This window comes from Flavobacterium salmonis (assembly GCF_903819435.1).
GTDB lineage: Bacteria > Bacteroidota > Bacteroidia > Flavobacteriales > Flavobacteriaceae > Flavobacterium > Flavobacterium chungangense.
Map to the genome: position 1 here is coordinate 445973 of NZ_CAIJDP010000060.1, position 17940 is coordinate 463912.

General features: G+C 32.4%; 18 protein-coding genes. 1 reads left to right on the top strand and 17 read right to left on the bottom strand.

The window, feature by feature from the left end; all coding sequences use genetic code 11:
* Positions 1-31: 31 nt before the first annotated feature.
* The 6 genes from FLACHUCJ7_RS06725 to FLACHUCJ7_RS06750 form a co-directional block, all read right to left on the bottom strand.
* Positions 32-1327 (bottom strand): efflux RND transporter periplasmic adaptor subunit, encoded by a 1296-nt coding sequence (locus FLACHUCJ7_RS06725; protein WP_180908371.1) that lies wholly within the window; start codon positions 1325-1327, stop codon positions 32-34.
* A gap of 6 nt (positions 1328-1333) precedes the next feature.
* Positions 1334-2716, bottom strand: a complete 1383-nt coding sequence (locus tag FLACHUCJ7_RS06730; RefSeq protein WP_180908372.1) for a TolC family protein — start codon at positions 2714-2716, stop codon at positions 1334-1336.
* Between the two features lie 79 nt (positions 2717-2795).
* Positions 2796-3917 carry an efflux RND transporter periplasmic adaptor subunit gene (locus tag FLACHUCJ7_RS06735; RefSeq protein ID WP_078227274.1) on the bottom strand — a complete coding sequence of 374 codons (1122 nt, stop codon included), beginning with the start codon at positions 3915-3917 and terminating at the stop codon, positions 2796-2798.
* 36 nt (positions 3918-3953) lie between these two features.
* Positions 3954-5219, bottom strand: a complete 1266-nt coding sequence (locus FLACHUCJ7_RS06740; protein WP_031454446.1) for an ABC transporter permease — start codon at positions 5217-5219, stop codon at positions 3954-3956.
* A gap of 2 nt (positions 5220-5221) precedes the next feature.
* Positions 5222-6466: an ABC transporter permease gene (locus tag FLACHUCJ7_RS06745; RefSeq protein ID WP_031454445.1), complete on the bottom strand. Its 1245-nt coding sequence runs from the start codon at positions 6464-6466 to the stop codon at positions 5222-5224.
* Positions 6459-7160: an ABC transporter ATP-binding protein gene (locus tag FLACHUCJ7_RS06750; RefSeq protein WP_031454444.1), complete on the bottom strand. Its 702-nt coding sequence runs from the start codon at positions 7158-7160 to the stop codon at positions 6459-6461. Before FLACHUCJ7_RS06750 ends, FLACHUCJ7_RS06745 begins: the two co-directional genes overlap by 8 nt.
* A 173-nt stretch (positions 7161-7333) precedes the next feature.
* On the opposite strand from FLACHUCJ7_RS06750, the gene FLACHUCJ7_RS06755 reads away from it, so the two are divergent.
* Positions 7334-8740, top strand: coding sequence for a DUF4403 family protein (locus FLACHUCJ7_RS06755; RefSeq protein WP_180908373.1), 1407 nt, complete (start codon positions 7334-7336; stop codon positions 8738-8740).
* Positions 8741-9045: 305 nt separating this feature from the next.
* Here FLACHUCJ7_RS06755 and FLACHUCJ7_RS06760 read toward each other — a convergent pair whose 3' ends face one another.
* The 11 genes from FLACHUCJ7_RS06760 to gcvH form a co-directional block, all read right to left on the bottom strand.
* On the bottom strand, positions 9046-9627 hold the full coding sequence (locus tag FLACHUCJ7_RS06760) for a DUF420 domain-containing protein (protein ID WP_078227270.1): 582 nt from the start codon (positions 9625-9627) through the stop codon (positions 9046-9048).
* Between the two features lies 1 nt (position 9628).
* The gene (locus tag FLACHUCJ7_RS06765; RefSeq protein ID WP_078227269.1) at positions 9629-10318 is read right to left on the bottom strand and encodes an SCO family protein; all 690 of its coding nucleotides are present in this window, start codon (positions 10316-10318) and stop codon (positions 9629-9631) included.
* Between the two features lie 11 nt (positions 10319-10329).
* The gene (locus FLACHUCJ7_RS06770; RefSeq protein WP_180908374.1) at positions 10330-10986 is read right to left on the bottom strand and encodes a hypothetical protein; all 657 of its coding nucleotides are present in this window, start codon (positions 10984-10986) and stop codon (positions 10330-10332) included.
* 78 nt (positions 10987-11064) lie between these two features.
* On the bottom strand, positions 11065-11415 hold the full coding sequence (locus FLACHUCJ7_RS06775) for a cytochrome C oxidase subunit IV family protein (RefSeq protein ID WP_031454438.1): 351 nt from the start codon (positions 11413-11415) through the stop codon (positions 11065-11067).
* A gap of 18 nt (positions 11416-11433) precedes the next feature.
* A complete protein-coding gene (locus FLACHUCJ7_RS06780; protein WP_078227267.1) occupies positions 11434-12420 on the bottom strand; it encodes a cytochrome c oxidase subunit 3 in 987 nt (328 codons plus the stop codon).
* 42 nt (positions 12421-12462) lie between these two features.
* Positions 12463-13050, bottom strand: a complete 588-nt coding sequence (locus FLACHUCJ7_RS06785; protein WP_180908375.1) for a cytochrome c oxidase subunit 3 — start codon at positions 13048-13050, stop codon at positions 12463-12465.
* Positions 13051-13052: 2 nt separating this feature from the next.
* Positions 13053-13955, bottom strand: coding sequence for a heme o synthase (gene cyoE, locus FLACHUCJ7_RS06790; RefSeq protein WP_180908376.1), 903 nt, complete (start codon positions 13953-13955; stop codon positions 13053-13055).
* A gap of 155 nt (positions 13956-14110) precedes the next feature.
* On the bottom strand, positions 14111-16249 hold the full coding sequence (locus tag FLACHUCJ7_RS06795) for an energy transducer TonB (RefSeq protein ID WP_180908377.1): 2139 nt from the start codon (positions 16247-16249) through the stop codon (positions 14111-14113).
* Positions 16249-16992, bottom strand: coding sequence for a deoxyribose-phosphate aldolase (deoC, locus tag FLACHUCJ7_RS06800; RefSeq protein WP_180908378.1), 744 nt, complete (start codon positions 16990-16992; stop codon positions 16249-16251). Before deoC ends, FLACHUCJ7_RS06795 begins: the two co-directional genes overlap by 1 nt.
* 117 nt (positions 16993-17109) lie before the next feature.
* Complete coding sequence (locus FLACHUCJ7_RS06805) at positions 17110-17493, bottom strand: VanZ family protein (RefSeq protein WP_078227263.1); 384 nt, start codon at positions 17491-17493, stop codon at positions 17110-17112.
* Complete coding sequence (gene gcvH / locus FLACHUCJ7_RS06810) at positions 17486-17866, bottom strand: glycine cleavage system protein GcvH (RefSeq protein WP_078227262.1); 381 nt, start codon at positions 17864-17866, stop codon at positions 17486-17488. Before gcvH ends, FLACHUCJ7_RS06805 begins: the two co-directional genes overlap by 8 nt.
* Positions 17867-17940 lie beyond the last annotated feature (74 nt).

A 17940-nucleotide genomic window follows, 5' to 3' on the forward strand; every position in this document is an offset into this window, starting at 1 on the left:
CTCCATGCAATGCAATGATCATACTATTGATTTACTTTTTTGGAACTTCAGCTTTTTTAAGTTTTACCTTATCTCCGGAATTTAATTCTTTAGAAACGGTCGTATAAGGACCTGTAATAACAACATCACCAGATTTCAATCCAGACATTATCTCGATATTGGTATCATCCTGAATACCTGTTTTTATAATTCTGATTTTTGCTTTATCCCCGACTTTTACGAAAACACATTCGAATCTTTTATCACTTTTAGGTGTAATCTTTTTATCTTCATTGGGATGATCCTCAACTTTAAAATCTTTTACAGCTGTTGTATCTGATTTTACTACAACAGAGCTAATTGGCACTGCCAAAACATTAGTTTTCGTTTTTGTAATAATATCAACAGTTGCTGTCATTCCGGGTCTGAATGGTGAATATGATGCAGGCTTACCTTCCAGCAGATCCAGGTAAGATTCTTTTAAAATCCTAACCTTTACCTTAAAATTAGTCACCTGATCTGAAGTTAAAGTGGTACTTGCAGAATTCGAAATACTTGTTACAGTACCTTTAAATTTTTTCTTTAGATAAGCATCAACTTCTACATTTGCTTCATCACCTATTTTTATTTTTACAATATCATTTTCATTTACATCTACTTCAACTTCCATGTTGTTAAGATTAGCCACTCTTAAAAGTTCTGTTCCGGCCATCTGCTGCGTTCCCAGAACACGTTCACCCAACTCTACATTTAATACTGAAATAGTTCCGTCTGCCGGAGCATAAATTGTGGTACGACCTAAATTATCTTTTGCCTCATTTACTGATGCAGAAGCACTTTGAACATTATAATACGAACTTTGTCTAGTCGCTTTAGCAACTTCAAATGAAGCGATAGCCTTGTCCCAGTCAGATTTCGAAATAACACCTTTATCATACAAGGTTTTATTTCGCTCATAATTCGCTTTTGCTTCTTTAAAACTAGCTTCTGATTGAGTTAAGCCAGCCTTGGTTCCGGATAAATTTGAAACAGAACGATTATAACTTGACGTATATAAATCCGGATTTATTTTTACCAGCAAATCACCTTTTTTTACAACCTGACCTTCTTTTACGTTTAACAAAATAATCTCCCCTGAAACTTCCGGAGATATTTTAACTTCTATTTCAGGTTGAATTTTTCCTGTAGCTGAAACTGTTTCAATAATAGTTGAAGCTATTACTTTTGATGTTTCTACTTCTTTGCCTTCGTCCTTATTTCCTATTACTCCCGATTTTGAAAGTACTAGTAAAGCAGTAATAATAACTATTGCACCACCGACTAAGAAATAAATTGTTTTTTTTGACATACTAAATTATTTTTGAATAACCGGAACTATTGGAATACCAAAGTAGAACTCAAGTATTTTTATTTTGAACATGTAATCATATTTTGTTCTGATAAGATCAGATTGCGCGGTGGTCAATAATGTCTGCGCCTGAGTGAAATCAAATGAATTCATTAAACCAACATCGTATTTTTCTTTCGCATAATTATAGGATTGTTGTCTTGCTTCTAATGTCACAGTCGAAGATTCATAAGCATTTAATGCTCCTTTTGCATCTGTAAAAGCTGTGTAAACATTACGTTGCAAATCTAAACTTTTTTGCTCTAAATCTATTTTAGATTTTTCTAAACTTACTTTATTACGCTCAACATTATTTCGTACTGAAAAACCGTTGAAAATTGGAACATTTAACTGGAAACCAAAGTTATGCCCTTTATTATCACTAAATTGTCTAAATACTGGATCAGGACCTGTAGTATAGGGAATGTTATTTTCGTCCAATTTAACCTGATCACTATAACCTGCTCTTGTATTAAAACCATAAAAACCTGAAAGTGTGGGTTGATAAGCTCCTTTTGCAATGACAACGTTTTTTTCAGCAATTTCCAGATTTGTTTGTGCTATTTTTAAATCTGTTCTTATTTCTTTCGCCTTATTATAAATATCAACTGGATTTTGCAATAAGATTCCATTTTCATCCTTAACATTTGTATCATCAATAACATCAAAATCCGTAAAATCTTTCAATTGTAACAACTGAGCCAAACTTAATTTAGAAATTAACAAAGCATTTTCTGCAACAATAATATTTTGTTTGTCAGTTGCAACTGTAGCCTTTAAATCAAATAAATCTCCGCGGGGTATGGTTCCGGCGTTAACCATTTCTTCAGAACGCGTAAAACGTTTTTCATCAATCGCTAATTGTTCTTTTCTTACTTTTAAATTCTCTTTATTAAAAAGAATTTCCAAAAACGCATTGGCTACATTCAATGAGACATCTTCCTGCATCTTAAGTAATTGATATCGAGATGCTATAATAGAAAGCTTTGTTCTTCTATAAATATTTTGATTTTGCAAACCTTTGTAGATATCTACACCAGCACTGACTCCTAATTGTGTATACTGTGTCGTTTCTGTAGTATTAGCATTGGTAATCGGATTGGTATTACGACCAATATTCCACGAATGTTGAGCATTTCCGCTTACAGAAGGCAGATAATTTCCAAAAGCATCTTTTTTATCTATTGCTGCGTTTTTAACATCTAACTCAGATAGTTTTATGGTGATATTATTATCTAATGCATATCGCACACATTCTTCCAGTGTCCATTGTTTTGTTTGTGCCTGAGCTGATAATCCAAGCCCAAATAACAAGGCAAAAACAAGATTATTATATTTATTTATTTTCATATATTTCGAATGAAAGCAGAGTAAAGATACCATGCAAATTTAACATTTTATAAACCCAAAAATCTTTTACAAAATCAAATTATTTTTTTTCGCCTTCTCCTTCACTAATCAATCCCTGATTCCAGATTTTAATTTTATCAGAAGATTTAATCCCGCTCTTAACCTGAACATAAATTCCATCACTAACTCCTAAAACCAAATTTTTACGTTGAAATTTTTGAGCAGTAGTCTCTACTTCTACATATGGTTTTTGCGTTTTTTTGTCAAATTGAACCAATGATTCTTTGATAGCCAAAACCTTGTCTGCCTTTTCCAAAATAATTGAAGCATTTGCACTTAAACCAGCTCTGATAAAAGTAGCATCTCTATTTTCTAAAGAAGCTTTAATCTCAAATTGAATCGCTCCGTTTTCAGTTACTCCTTTGGGAGCTATATAAGTTAAAACTGCATTAAATTTTTTATTTTCTATGGCTCCGACTGTAATTTCGATTGCCATTTTTTCTTTTATTTTTCCAACTTCAGATTCATCTATCTTTCCAATAAAAATCATTCTTCCAACATCTGCAACACTTGCTATAGTCGTTCCTTCATTAAAATTATTACTCTCAATAACCTGATTCCCTACTTTCACCGGTACGTCTAAAATCATTCCGTTAACTGTAGAACGAATAAGTGTATTGGCATAATTTCCTAATGATGCAGTTGTTCCTGTTTTTACAATATCTAGGTTTTGTTTTGCAGACAAATAATTTTGTTTAGCCTGCTTATAAGCCAATTGTGCTGCGTCAAAATCATTAGCCGAAATTACATCTTTATCAAATAAGGTCTTTTGTCTTTGGTATATCTTCTCCTGATTATCTAAAGCAATTTTAGCTGTCTGAACCTGATTTTGAGTACTGCTTACGTTAGATACATTGGCAACAACCTTAATTTTTGCAATCATATCTCCGGCTTTAATTTTTTCTCCGGCTTTAATATAGACTGCTTCAATAATACCTGAGATATTTGGTTTGATCAGAACTTCTTCATCAGGCTGAATATTTCCGGTAGCAATAGTATTTTTTACAATCGTTTTAATTTCAGCTTTTTCTGTTTTAAAAACAATTGGTGATTCCTGGTTTTTAGCATACAAATAATATAAAGCGCCAAAAAAGATAATGGTAATAAGAACTAAAATAGTTATAGTTATTCCTTTTTTCATTTGTTTTTATTTAATCGATTATTTTGATTTATAATTTTATTCTGTTCTTAATGCATCAACGGGCTTTACTTTTATTGCAATCTGAGCCGGAATAAAACCCGCTAATAGCCCTGACCCCACTAATATTAGTAAAGCAACAAATACAACTCCTAAGTCTACACTTGGGTTTGCAAACATGGTATTGCTGTTTGGAGGCATTGAATCTAATGCCATGTTTAAAAGCGCAATGATTCCGGTCGCTACGGCTATCCCAAACATGCCTGAAATGATTGTTAAAAATATGGCTTCTGATAAAATCTGTCCTCTAACTGCTGCCGGAGTAGCACCCAAAGCTCTCCGAATTCCAATTTCTTTCGTACGTTCTTTAACAACAATAAGCATAATATTTGAAATACCGATTACACCGGAAATCAACACCAAAGTTCCTACAAAATAAGCAATGATTTTTAAAATATTAAAAAGACTTTGCACTTTATTAAACTGTTCGTATAAATCAAAATTCCCAACTGCTCTTTCATCAGCAGGATTAACCGAGTGAAGTGCTTTTATTTTTTCTAAAATCTGTGGTTTTAAAGCCGTAATAGATGTTTCATCTTTGGCTGTAAGCGCCATCCATCCTACCTTATCTCCATAATTAAAAGCTTGCTGAAAAGTTGTAAACGGGACAAAAATATTTTTTTGTTCCTGCTCAGCATTTCCTCCTTGTTGTTTAGAGTTATATACCCCAACGACCATAAAATTAATGCCGTTGATTTTTACATATGTCCCAACAGCTTCTTCTTCTTTTCCATAAAGCTCAGTAATAACACCTTTTCCAATTACCGCTACTTTTCTTCTTTCAAGTATGTCTTGTTGATTTATAAAACGCCCTTTTGTGATATCCATTGGTTGCTGCTTTATCAATTCAGGATAATCACCATAAATGGTAAATGCAGAAGTTTTTGTCCCTCTAACTACATTGTTTGTCCCATTAAAATCACCCAATTGATTTCGGGGAGAAACATATAATAAATCCGGAAAAGCTGCTTTTAAAGATGCAACATCACTATTTCTAAAATCATAACGACGTACTTTTGGTAAGCCCTTATATGCTTTTGATGTTGTCTGACTCCACATAAACATAGTGTTTGTAGCTATTCCGTCAAAACCTTTTTTTACCCCATTTTCCAATCCATTTCCTGCAGCAAGTAATATTACTAAAATAAATATACCCCAAAACACACCAAATGCAGTTAAGACTGTTCTAAAAACATTGGCTGTTAAAGCCTGTAAAATCTCATCCCAATTATCTTTGCTAAACATAGTTATTCGTCTCTAAGTGCTACAATAGGTTTTATTTTTGCAGCTCTGTATGCCGGGAAAAAACCTGCCATGGCTCCTGCAAATACAAGTAAAACAAGTGTTGTTAGAGCTACACTAAAATCGACTTCAGGATTTCTGAAATATTCGCTCTGAACCATTGGCCCAACAAATTCCAGCAATAACAAACTAGCCAATAGTCCGGAAAAGCCGGCAATAGTGGTGATAAAAATAGATTCATGAAGTATCATAGAAATAATAGAAAAAGGTGATGCTCCTAACGCTTTTCTGATTCCAATTTCTTTAGTTCTTTCTTTTACAATGATAAGCATAATATTACTTACCCCAACAACACCGGCAATAATAGTACAAATACCAACCCACCAAAAGAACAATCTGATGTAAAGATTTAAATCATAAAATTGTTTTGCTTCTTCAACAGAATTATAAACTCCTATAGCACTATCGTCATTTGGAGCAATAATGTTTTTAGCTTTTAATAACCTTTTGACATCTTCGGTAAATTTTTTTGACTGTGCCAAAGCTTCATCATAATTGGCTTTCTTATTCAAAACAAACTGCATACCGGTTATTTTATCACCTGCACCAAAAGCACGCTGATTAGTGGTCATAGGCATATAAATCCTGGATTCTTCTCTTTCTCCGGAAGGATCTGTAAAAACTCCAATTACTTTAAAATTTATATTATTGACTAAAATCTCTTTTCCTATTGGATCTTTCTCTTTAAACAAATCCTGCTTAACCTTCAAACCAATGGCAACTACTTTCTCATTATTTTTCATATCACTATTGTTAATGAAACGTCCCTTAATAATAGTACCATTTTCAAGAGACAAATAATCCGGGCTAATACCTCTAAACTGATAATTTCCGGATTCTTTTCCATAACTCACAATACCTCCCCACGTATTACGAACAGATGATTTTTTATCAATCTCCTCATCAAATTTTTTAACAGGAAGATCATAATCACTGTTTCTTAACTGAATTTGCCTGCCTGGATTTAATCCTTTGTATTCTTTGGTTGTGACATTTGACCAAACTTCAATAATTCCTTTAGCATCATTCTCGAATTGCTTTTCAATTCCATTTTGAAGACCTTTTCCGGCACCAAGCAAAATCACTAAAATAAAAATTCCAGAAGCCACAGAAATTCCGGTAAGAAATGTTCTTAACCTGTTTTTGGAGATTGCTTCAAAGATTTCCTGCCAACGTTCAATATTAAACATAAGATGATGCTCTAACTTGTTCTACCTTTTTATCGTCAATAATTAATCCGTCTTTCAGGACTACATTTCTTTTGCACATAGCGGCAATATCAGGCTCATGAGTAACAATTAAAATAGTTTTTCCTTCATCATTAATTCCCTGTATAAGTTCCATAACCTCATAAGAAGTTTTAGTATCTAAAGCTCCTGTTGGCTCATCTGCCAATAAAACTTTCGGATTTGATGCCAATGCCCTTGCAATAGCAACACGTTGTTTTTGACCTCCTGAAAGCTCATTTGGTAAATGATGCGAATGAGACCCCAGTCCTACTTTCTCCAAATATTTCATTGCAATATCGTAGCGTTCTTTTCTTTTTATTCCTTGATAATACAACGGCATAGCTACATTATCAAGAGCAGTCTTATAATTTATTAAATTGAAAGATTGAAAAACAAATCCCAGAAATTTATTCCGATATTTTGATGCTATTGTTTCGTTAAGATTTTTTATCGGAGTTTTATCTAATATGTAACTTCCTGAATCTGCCTCATCCAGAATTCCTAAAATATTAAGAAGTGTAGATTTTCCTGAACCAGAAGATCCCATTATGGCAACAAGTTCTCCTTCTTCTATATTAAAATTTATCCCTTTTAACACATGCAATTCTGAACTTCCCATTTTATAGGATTTATGCAAATCTTTGATTTCAATCATAATACCGCTGAATTTTAAGACAATAATAACATTTTAATTACGTATTTTATGGTAATAAAAAGTTAATAAATTTTATCTGACTTTTAGAATAAGACTACATAATTGACTAATTGTTACACTTTTTTCAAAGAATATAAAAGTTTTCTTAATTTTGCCACACTAAAAACCTTCACATGAAATTTCTTTCTTTTTCAGTTCTTTGTATAACCTTAACATTGTTGGCTAGCTGCTCTACATCTAAAAAACTGGCCACATTAAAACCTGAACCGGATGATGCTAGTCCGTTAATTTATGACACTAATCCATCTTTTATTAATTTACCGATCACTGTAAAATTAAAAGATATTGAAAATCAAACCAACACACTTTTGAACGGATTGATTTTCGAAGATAATAATATTGAGGATGATGACATCGAAATAAAAATCTGGAAACAGGCTCCAATCAAAATTCAAAACGATCCGGCAAACGCAGATAAAAAGATAAAAACCATATTGCCTTTAAAAGCAAATATTAAATACCGAATTGGAACTAAGAAATTAGGAGTCGAACTTTACGACACACGTGAATTCAACTTGAATGGCGTAATTACTTTGTCAAGTGAAGCCAACTTAACAAACTGGAAACTAAACACAAAAACAGAATTTAAATCTCTTGACTGGAACGAAAGTCCAACCATGACTGTTTTTGGAAAAAACATGCCTATCACTTATTTAGTAAATCCGGCAATTTCTATTTTTAAATCAAAAATTGAAAAAAGTATAGATTCGGCAATCGAAGAATCAATGGATTTTAAGCCAAATGTTTTATCAGCTTTAGAAAAAATCTGCACGCCTTTGAAAATGAACGAAACTTATGAAAGCTGGCTTCGAATTGTTCCGGTAGAAGTATATTCGACTAATGTAAAACTCAAAAACGATTTGTTTTTACTGAATATGGGAATGAAGTGCAATATGGAAACTTTGATTGGAAAACAACCTGAATCTAAGTTTAATAGCTCTAAAATTGTTTTGAAACCGATAGCCAAAATTCCAAATCAAATTACAACTAATATCGCTGCTATATCAAGTTATGTTGAGGCTTCAAAAATAATGACTAAAAATTTTGCGGGACAGGAATTTGGAACCGGAAGTAAAAAAGTTACCGTAAAAAACGTTGAAATTTGGCATAAAGACGGAAAAATGGTAATTGCTCTTGAGGTTTTAGGATATGTAAACGGAACCATTTATTTAAACGGTTTTCCCCAATATAACCCACAGACTAAAGAAATTTATTTCGATAAACTGGATTATGTTTTAGATACGAAAAGTAAATTAATGCGAACAGCAAACTGGCTTGCTCAAGGTTATATCCTGAAAAAAATGGAAGAAAACTGCAGATATTCAATACAGCCTAATTTAGAAGAAGGTAAAAAAAGTATGACCGCTTATCTTAAAAATTACTCCCCAATGCCAGGTGTTTTTATTAACGGAAAAATGGAAGATATACAGTTTGACAAAATACAATTAACCAATCAGGCCATTATAGCATTTATCAAAATCAACGGAACAGTGAATGCCTCTGTTGATGGATTAAAATAAAAAAAGACCGAATTCATTCGGTCTTTTTGCTTTTTGATTGATACATTCTATAAATTAAAAATCCAATTATAGCTACAAGCAAATACGGAATTACCATTAAATAAACGATTCCATCATTTACTGCCTCAGCTTTTTTAATGTTTGATTCTCCCGAAAGAGCAGCACGACACATTGCACATTGAGCATTTGCAGTGAGAGAAAAGAATATAGAAAATAGAATATAGAAATATTTCTTTGAGACCAAACTCGCAGCTATACTTCTATACGCTATTCTATTTTCTTTATTCGTTATTCTATTTTGTATGTTAAGCATAATAAGGAGAAATCATTAAATAAACAATTACGCCTGTTACAGCAACATATAACCAAAGTGGAAATGTTATTCTGGCAATTTTTCTATGCCTGTCAAAACGTTGCCCAAGAGCCCTCACATAACTAATTAAGACCAACGGAATAATAGCAACCGATAATATAATATGAGTTCCTAAAATAAAGTAATACAAAAATCTAACAGTTCCCACTTTCGCTTTTTCTACAGCATCAACAATTCCATCATGATTTAGGTCTCCCAATTTTACCGACTCAGCCGTCATATGATACGCTACATACATGACCAGAAAAGCCAGTGATAAAGCAATAGCAAAAGTCATTAAACGCTGATGGAGCTTTTGTTTACCATTTTTAATTGCTATTACTGCCAAAACTAAAACCACAGCAGTAATGCCATTTGTAGTGGCATAAATTGGGGGTAAAAACGAAAGAGGCTCAACATTAATTCCGAAGTCTTTTAATTTAACGGCAAATAAAATACCTACTACAGTTGGAATTAAAATAGAAACTATAGTTATAATTTTATTGAATTTTTTTTCTAATGAATGCTCTTCCATCTTATTCTTCTAATAATATTTTAATATCTTGCTGAATGTCTCTAACGCCTTTTTTATCCAGGCCGTCATAATATAAAATTGGATTTCCGAAATCGTCCTTACGACAACGAATATTCCCGTCTTTATCAATTAATGCAAATAATCCGGAATGTTCAAAACCACCATTTACTTTCACATTCTCTCCCGCATACAAATTAAATCCTTTATTGGATAAATCCATGATAGTTGTTTTATCTCCGGTAAGAAAATTCCATGTAGATGATTTAACACCTAATAGCTCTCTATGCTCTTTTAAAACTTTTACAGTATCATGAGTTGGATCAATCGTAATAGAAACGATTCCAAAGTTAGGATTCCCAAAAAAAGTTTTTTCAATCTCTAGCATACTCAGATTCATTTTTGGGCAGATCGATGGACACGTAGTAAAGAAAAACTCTAATACATAAACTTTACCTTTATAAGTCTCATTTGAAATTTTAATATTGTCCTGATTAGTTAATTCAAACTTAGGAGCGGCTCCAATTTTTACTAATTTTGTATCTGCTTTTGAAGTTTTCTGATCTACATTATCCAAGCGGTCCCCTTTTATGACTTCGCCATTTTTTATCCTGTCTACAATTTTAGGTACTGCATAAATTCCGAAAATTAAAATGATAAACGAAATTCCGATATAAGATTTATTTTTAAACATACAGTTCTAATTTATAATTGTTTAGTAGCATTATGATTTTTTTTAAGAGCTGCACGGTATTCGTACAAAATTATTTTAAAATCATCCAGCATTTCGTTGCTTAATTCAGACGGATGAAAAGTACTATAACCTTCTTTATATTCCTCTTTTTTGTCTTTGTTATCCCCTTTTCTGCCTCTAAGATTTCTTTCTTTATCAACAATAAAAACATTAGGTGTTCCCAGATTTTGATCTAGTTTACCTTTTAAATGTAATTGATTATAAAAAGCTTCAATTTGAGCAGGAGGAGCAAAAATAAAATTCCACCCTTTAACATCCGTAAAAGGTTTAAGTGCATCAACCACTTTTTGAGCATCCTTTTCCGTACCTATTGGACAAACTATTACAAATTGAAGATCTTCAAAACCATAATAGCGTTTGTAAATTTTTTCATTTAAATTAAAATAATTTCCCCGGTTGCTTAAAATATCAGATCCTGAAAATCCTAAAACAGTAATTTTTTTATTAAGAGAAACTTTTTTATTATCTAAAGATTTCCAATTTCCAAAATCAGCAATTTTTGGAGTAATTACAGGAAGTGTAGTAAAACTATTCACGCCAGAAGCAAAAAACAAATAGGCAACAATTGGCAATACAAAAAGCGAAAAAAGAACTATATTTTTTTTCATTGTTACAATGGAAGTTAATGAGGTACAAAAATAAAAAAAGCTCCGTTAAACGGAGCTTCTTTTCGAATTAATATCATGTTAAAAATTCCATTTAATAGTAGAATCTTTAAAAACCCCATAAATATAATTTCCTTCTGTTAAGAGAATAAACAATAAATATAAAACAAGGAAGATAACCGGTGAAACAACAGACCATCTAAGGCTGCTTTTTTCACCTTCCATATGCATAAATGCCCATACAATATAATATGCTTTGAAAATTGTAAGGATATAGAAAATCCAGTTTAACAAGTTCAAACCAACAAAATGATTAAATTCTAATGATTCAGGTTTTAAAATACCCAAAATAACTTCTACTGTAGTTACTACTGATAGTAATGCAAAAACAAACCAGATTCTTTTTGTATTTGATACGTGCTCGTGTGACATAATAATTAAAATCTAAAATTAAACTAAGTAGAAAACTGTAAATACAAATACCCAAACCAGATCGACAAAGTGCCAGTATAAACCAACTTTCTCTACCATTTCATAGCTTCTTCTTTTCTCGTAAGTACCTAATAACACATTAAAGAAAATAATGATATTAATAATAACTCCCGAAAATACGTGGAATCCGTGGAATCCTGTGATGAAGAAAAAGAAATCAGCAAATAATTTACTTCCGTATTCGTTTCTTGTCAGGTTTGCTCCTTCTACTACATATTTTGCAGTACCTAAACGAGACTCAGACTCTACCCTTGTCAGTACTGTTTTCTTCTTTTTATCAGTAAGCTGTTCTGTTCTGATTAATAATTCAGGATGTGCTTTAAAACCAGCCTGAACTTCAGCAACAGTATATGTTGGTTGTGTTTCAGCATCTTCAACAAACCAGGTTGCGTGGCTTCTTGTCAAAGCCTCTCTTTGCTCTGGTAATTTTACTGCAAAATCAGCCAAAGCTACTCTTTTACCGCTTGCATCAACAAACTGTAATAAACTTCCTCCAGCAGTTTCAACCGCACCATATTCTCCTTTTATGAAGTTTTTCCATTCCCAGGCCTGAGAACCAACGAAAATTAAACCTCCAATAATAGTTAAGAACATATATACAGCAACTTTTGTTTTCTTTAATTGGTGACCTGCATCAACAGCCAAAACCATTGTTACAGATGAAAAAATCAAAATAAAAGTCATTAAGGCTACGTAATACATCGGAGCCGAAACACCGTGCATAAACGGAAAGTGAGTAAACACCTCATCAGCCAAAGGCCAGGTTTCAATAAATTTAAATCTTGAAAAACCATAAGCAGCCAGGAATCCAGAGAATGTTAAGGCATCTGATACGATAAAAAACCACATCATCATTTTACCATAACTTGCTCCTAATGGCTGGATATGCTCTCCGCCTCCCCAAGTTTTTTCGTCGTTATTTGCAGTAGTAACTGTCGCTTCCATAAAAGATATTCGTTAAAAAGTTCCCAAATTTACGTTTTTTTCTTATTTAAAGAAATATAAAAATAAAAATAATAATACCCACAATAAGTCCAGAAAGTGCCAATACATTGCACCTAGTTCTATACCAAGAGTTTGACTCGGATTGTATTTTTGTTTAAAATGATTATAAATTATAATTAAAAGTGAAATTAATCCGCCTGCCAAGTGCAAGAGGTGCATAAGAGCAATAACATAAAGAAAAGTTGTAGTAATCGAACTACCTTGTCCTGTCATATAATACCCGCTTTCGATAATTTGTCCAAAGCCTCTGAACTGTAAAATTACAAAAGCAATTCCCAAAGCAAATGTTGCTAAAAGAAATGCAGAAGTCGCACTTCTATTTCCTTTTTCAATTGCTTTTTTAGCTAAATAAAAAGTAACGCTACAACCAATAATAACCAATGTACTCCAATAAAAGGCAGTTGGCATCTGAAAATCCTTCAACCAGTCTGCTCTTGATTTACTAACTACAAAAGCACTTGTTAATCCGGCAAACATCATTGTCATACTTACCATTGCGAACAATAAAATCAACTTTGCCGACTTTGATTTTTGCAGTTGTTCTTCACTTATTTTCATTGTAATTTCCATAACTATCTTAAAAATTTATCTACTATATATACAATCTGTAATAAAGAAATATAAGAAACACTAACTAACATTAATGTTCTGGCAGCCTTAGAAGTCCGCAGCTGATATAATCGCACCGCATAAAACAACATCCATAATCCCAATAAAAAAACCACAACTGCCGCGATAGGTGTAATAAACAATTGCCCTGTATAGCCTAAAACCGGCAATAAAGAAGCTATGATTAACCATATCGTATATAGCATTACCTGCAAAGCTGTTCCTTTATCTTTTTTTCCTGTTGGAAGCATAAAGATTCCAGCCCTTTCATAATCTTCATACAAAAACCAGCCAATAGCCCAAAAATGCGGAAATTGCCAGAAGAACTGAATTAAAAACAATGTACCGGCTTCTATTCCAAATTCTCCTGTTGCTGCCACCCATCCTAACATAAATGGAATTGCGCCCGGAAAAGCTCCCACAAAAACAGATAATGAAGTTACCGTTTTTAAAGGCGTATAAAGACTTGTGTACAAAAATATAGATATTGCAGCAAACATTGCCGACTTTGCATTTATTGTATACAACAATACAACACCAATAATTGTCAATAAACTTGCTACAAACAAAGCTACTTTTGGAGTCATGCGCCCTGAAGGAACCGGACGATTTTTGGTACGCTCCATTAAAGAATCAATATCTTTTTCGATTACCTGATTAAAAGCATTTGAAGCCCCGACCATACAGTAACCTCCAACCATCAACGCAACTAAAACGCTCCATTGAAAAGGATTCTCACTATTTACACCTAACAAATATCCCGCAATCGAAGAAAACAAAACACTAATTGCTAAACCAGCTTTGGTAATCTCTTTGAAATCCAGAAATATTGATTTAAGTGAAATTGTATTTTTAGTAGCGTTCAATACCGTAATTGTTTGTGTATTTTTTTAAGTGGTGCAAATGTACAAATTAGATTATAGAATTTTGACCTATAAAATTAGATTTTTCTAATAAAACCTTTATAAAGTAAGGTCTTTTAAATCTTTAACACAATTTCCTCGAAAAATCTTATTAAATGTTAGTAATCAAAATACCAATTAAATACATCTGAACGCAGTCCTAAAGTAAACCAGGTTGTATTTTGTGAAAAAGTAGCTGCAGTATTCTGCATTGGATCAAAATTCCTGTAAATAAAACTTCCGAAAAGTTTTAAATTAGTCATAGGGTTTATAAGATATCCTCCTTGAATATCAGCGATAAAAATGTTGGTTTTATTACCCTGACCTACTTTTACACCAGAATCATACGGGCGATTTTCTTCATAACTTTTATAGATATTCCCCCCATAATTATAACCATCTTCTGTTGTATCAAAATCAAACCCTCTTTTTCCAATTGTTAGCTTCGCATCAGCATAATAACGGCCTTTGTGGTAACGTGCTATTGCAATTAATTCATTAAAATTACCGCCCCATTGATGACCAAGACTTTGATTATTATGACCGTAATTTGTTATTACCGCACTATGAGAATACACATACGGACGCACATGATTATACTCTAACTGCATTAGCAAATCTTTTACTTTAAAAGCGTTAAAATATTTAGCCCCTATTTGGTAACCAAATTTGTTTTTCCAACTATTATCTCCCCCTTTTACATCTCCAAATGAAAATTCATCGATTAAAAACTGCCCATACAAATTAATCTGATTACTCCATTTGTATTTAGATGTAAACCCTAAAAGAGCATTTCCACTTTTTGATGACGAAGCGAACTCAACAGAACGATAAAAAATAATTGGATTAACAAAATTCACATCAAAACCTCTATTATTACTATCTGTCCAAACTACAGATTCAAAAAAACCTAAATTCAATTTATTTGAAACGTTCCAACTCAAATAATGGTTGGCCATATATTTTGATGCATACGTTTTATCTACCGTAACACCTGGACGAACATCTTTGAGCCACATATATGTATTGGTATATTTTATTTTCCAAAACGTAGTATTAATTTTTAAATAAGGATATGGACTTGCTCCGTCACTTTCTAACAATGACCGATACCCATCACCAATAAAATTTCTTCCATAGCCCAATTGAAAATCGAAAAATTTACTTGGAGTATAGGTTATATTCGCCTCGGCCAAAGGAAAATCATAAGAATCTGTTTTAAATTTTTTCGCAATACCCATACCTGGAATTATAGCAGGATTCCCTCCCGAAGGTTTTAAAGAGTTCGCATAATCGTTAAAATAACCGGCAAATCTTCCCTGACTTTCAAAAATTGTAGTTGTAAAATTGATTTGCTTTCCTACACCTCCTCTAAAATTAATAGCTCTGGTATTTACATAGGTAGAACCATCATAGTCCGAAGCCTTACCCATTTGCAAATCAACAATAGGATTCAAAGCTAACCAATAATCTTCACCCTGAATCTGAACCATATTTTCATTCCACCATTTTCTTCCTAGCCAGCCTGAAGTTTTCTTTTGAAGCGATTCGTTTACCGCTTTTAAATTATAATATTTTGAAACTTCAGCATACGTATAGGGCTTAGATGCAGTATGATTATTACTGCCAACCTGATTCATTGCTCCATCAAATTGCGCATAATAACTATGAGAAAGGGGAATATTCAAATGACTTTGGAATTCCGGGTTGTTGTATTTTTTATACACAATACTATCCAATTCTGTCATTGGCTTTTGTATTGGCTTTAAAATTTCTGCAGCAGCCAATGCCTCAGCTGCGATTTGCTCTGAACTTTTTAATGGCAAATCTATTGAAATAGTATATTTAGAATAGGTTGCAACACCATTATATGTGGAAGGTTTGATTTTAGGAAACTTACTAAAAACACGTTTAGCCTCTTTAACTAAATCATCATTTACTGCATTGATATAAATCACTTTAAAAGAACCATCTGCATCAACTTCAAACAACACTTTAACTTCACCTTTATAATTTGTCTGTTTTAAATTCTCAGGAATTTCAAAGTTCTCATAAACAAAATCCTGAACTTCTTTGTAAAAACAATTTTCTAATTGTTTAGATACCAAATTTTCGCAATTAGGAAAAACAGGAAGCTGCTCAGCTGCAAAACCCGCCTTTACAGAAGATTGGTTTGTTTCCTGAGCTAAAACAACAAATGATGATAATGCCAGACACAAAGTTAAAAAACTTTTATTCAAAATATTTTTGATTTTCATTAGTATTGATTTGTGGTATTCTCTCCATTTACAATTGCTTTAGCAGATGAAGTTCCGATACGTTTAACTCCTAAACGAATCATTTCTATTGCTTCCTCATATGACTTAACACCTCCGGCAGCTTTTATTGGTAACGGTGAAGCATTTTCTAACATCATAATTATTGCAGAAATAGTTGCACCATTTGGAGAATTATCCTTAGTTTTATAAAAACCAGTTGATGATTTTACAAAAACTGAAGCATATTCTTCCTCTTTAAAATTAGAAATAACAATTTTTTTTATCAAAGAAGAAAGCTGAATAATTTCTTTTTCATTCAATGCTGCCACTTCTATAATCCATTTAACAGTTTTATTATTTGCTAATCCTATTTGCGTGGCTATTAAAATCTCTTGTTTTATTAATTGAACATCTCCGTTTTTAAACGCTTCGTAATTACAAACAAAATCAAGATCATCTGCACCATTCGCTATTGCTTCATTTGCTTCCCTGATTTTTGTTTCAATATCAGATTTGCCTTCAGGAAAATCTATAACAGTACCAACATCAAGATTAGAATTGGCTTTTAAAATCATTTCTTTAGCTAAAGCCACATATTCCGGCCGAACCATAACCAGTTTAAAACCTTCGACGATAGCTTCAGCAATTACATTTTTAACCACAATCTCATTTTCTGTTTCCGAAAGACCGGTTTGAGAGGCGGTTTTTAAGTAAGTGGAATCTAAATACTGGTTAACATTCATGATTTTAAAATTACAAGAATTGCAACAAAAATACATTTAAAATTCAAAAAAATGACATACTTTTTTAAGCTTGCCTTATTGAAAATAAAAAAACCCACCGAAGTGGGAATTAATATTTTATATTTTATCGATTTGCTTTTTAAAAGCTATTGCCGCAAAAACAGCCGCTGTAGCTCCAATTGCATTACCTAAAATATCCGTTACATCTGCTGCTCTTGTTTTAGTAAAAACACCTTGCAATATTTCGATGGTTATTCCAAAAAAAACTGAAAATATAAACGAAATCAAATACACTTTATAATCATCTGTTGTCTTTCCTTTGAATTCTTTTTTAAAAAACAAGATCCACGAAATTGTAAATCCAAAATGGAAACAAAAATGCACTATTTTATCGATACTGGGAAAACTTACTGCCGGAATATTACTTGAGTCTGTAAGACAAAAATAGGTAATGATTCCTGAGCAAACTATAGCCCACAATAAAAGCAATTGTTTAGGCACCTATCAGTTGTTTGTATGCTTCATCTGATAACAATGAGTCAATCTCTGCAGCGTTAGCAATTTTTATTTTAATCATCCATCCGGCTCCGTATGGATCCGAATTTACGCTTTCAGGTGTGCTTTCTAAATCTTCATTAAAAGCAATGATTTCTCCAGTTAAAGGCAAAAACAAATCAGAAACTGTTTTTACAGCTTCAACAGTTCCAAAAACTTCATCTTTATCTAATGTCTGATCTAAAGTTTCTACTTCAACATACACAATATCCCCTAATTCTTTTTGAGCAAAATGAGTAATTCCTACTGTTGCAACATCTCCTTCGATGCTAACCCATTCGTGATCTTTTGTATACTTTAAATTTGCTGGTATGCTCATAATACTATGTTTGAAAATTGATAATTTAATTTTAAAGCAACAAATGTAACAATCTTCTAATGAAAATTAGTTTA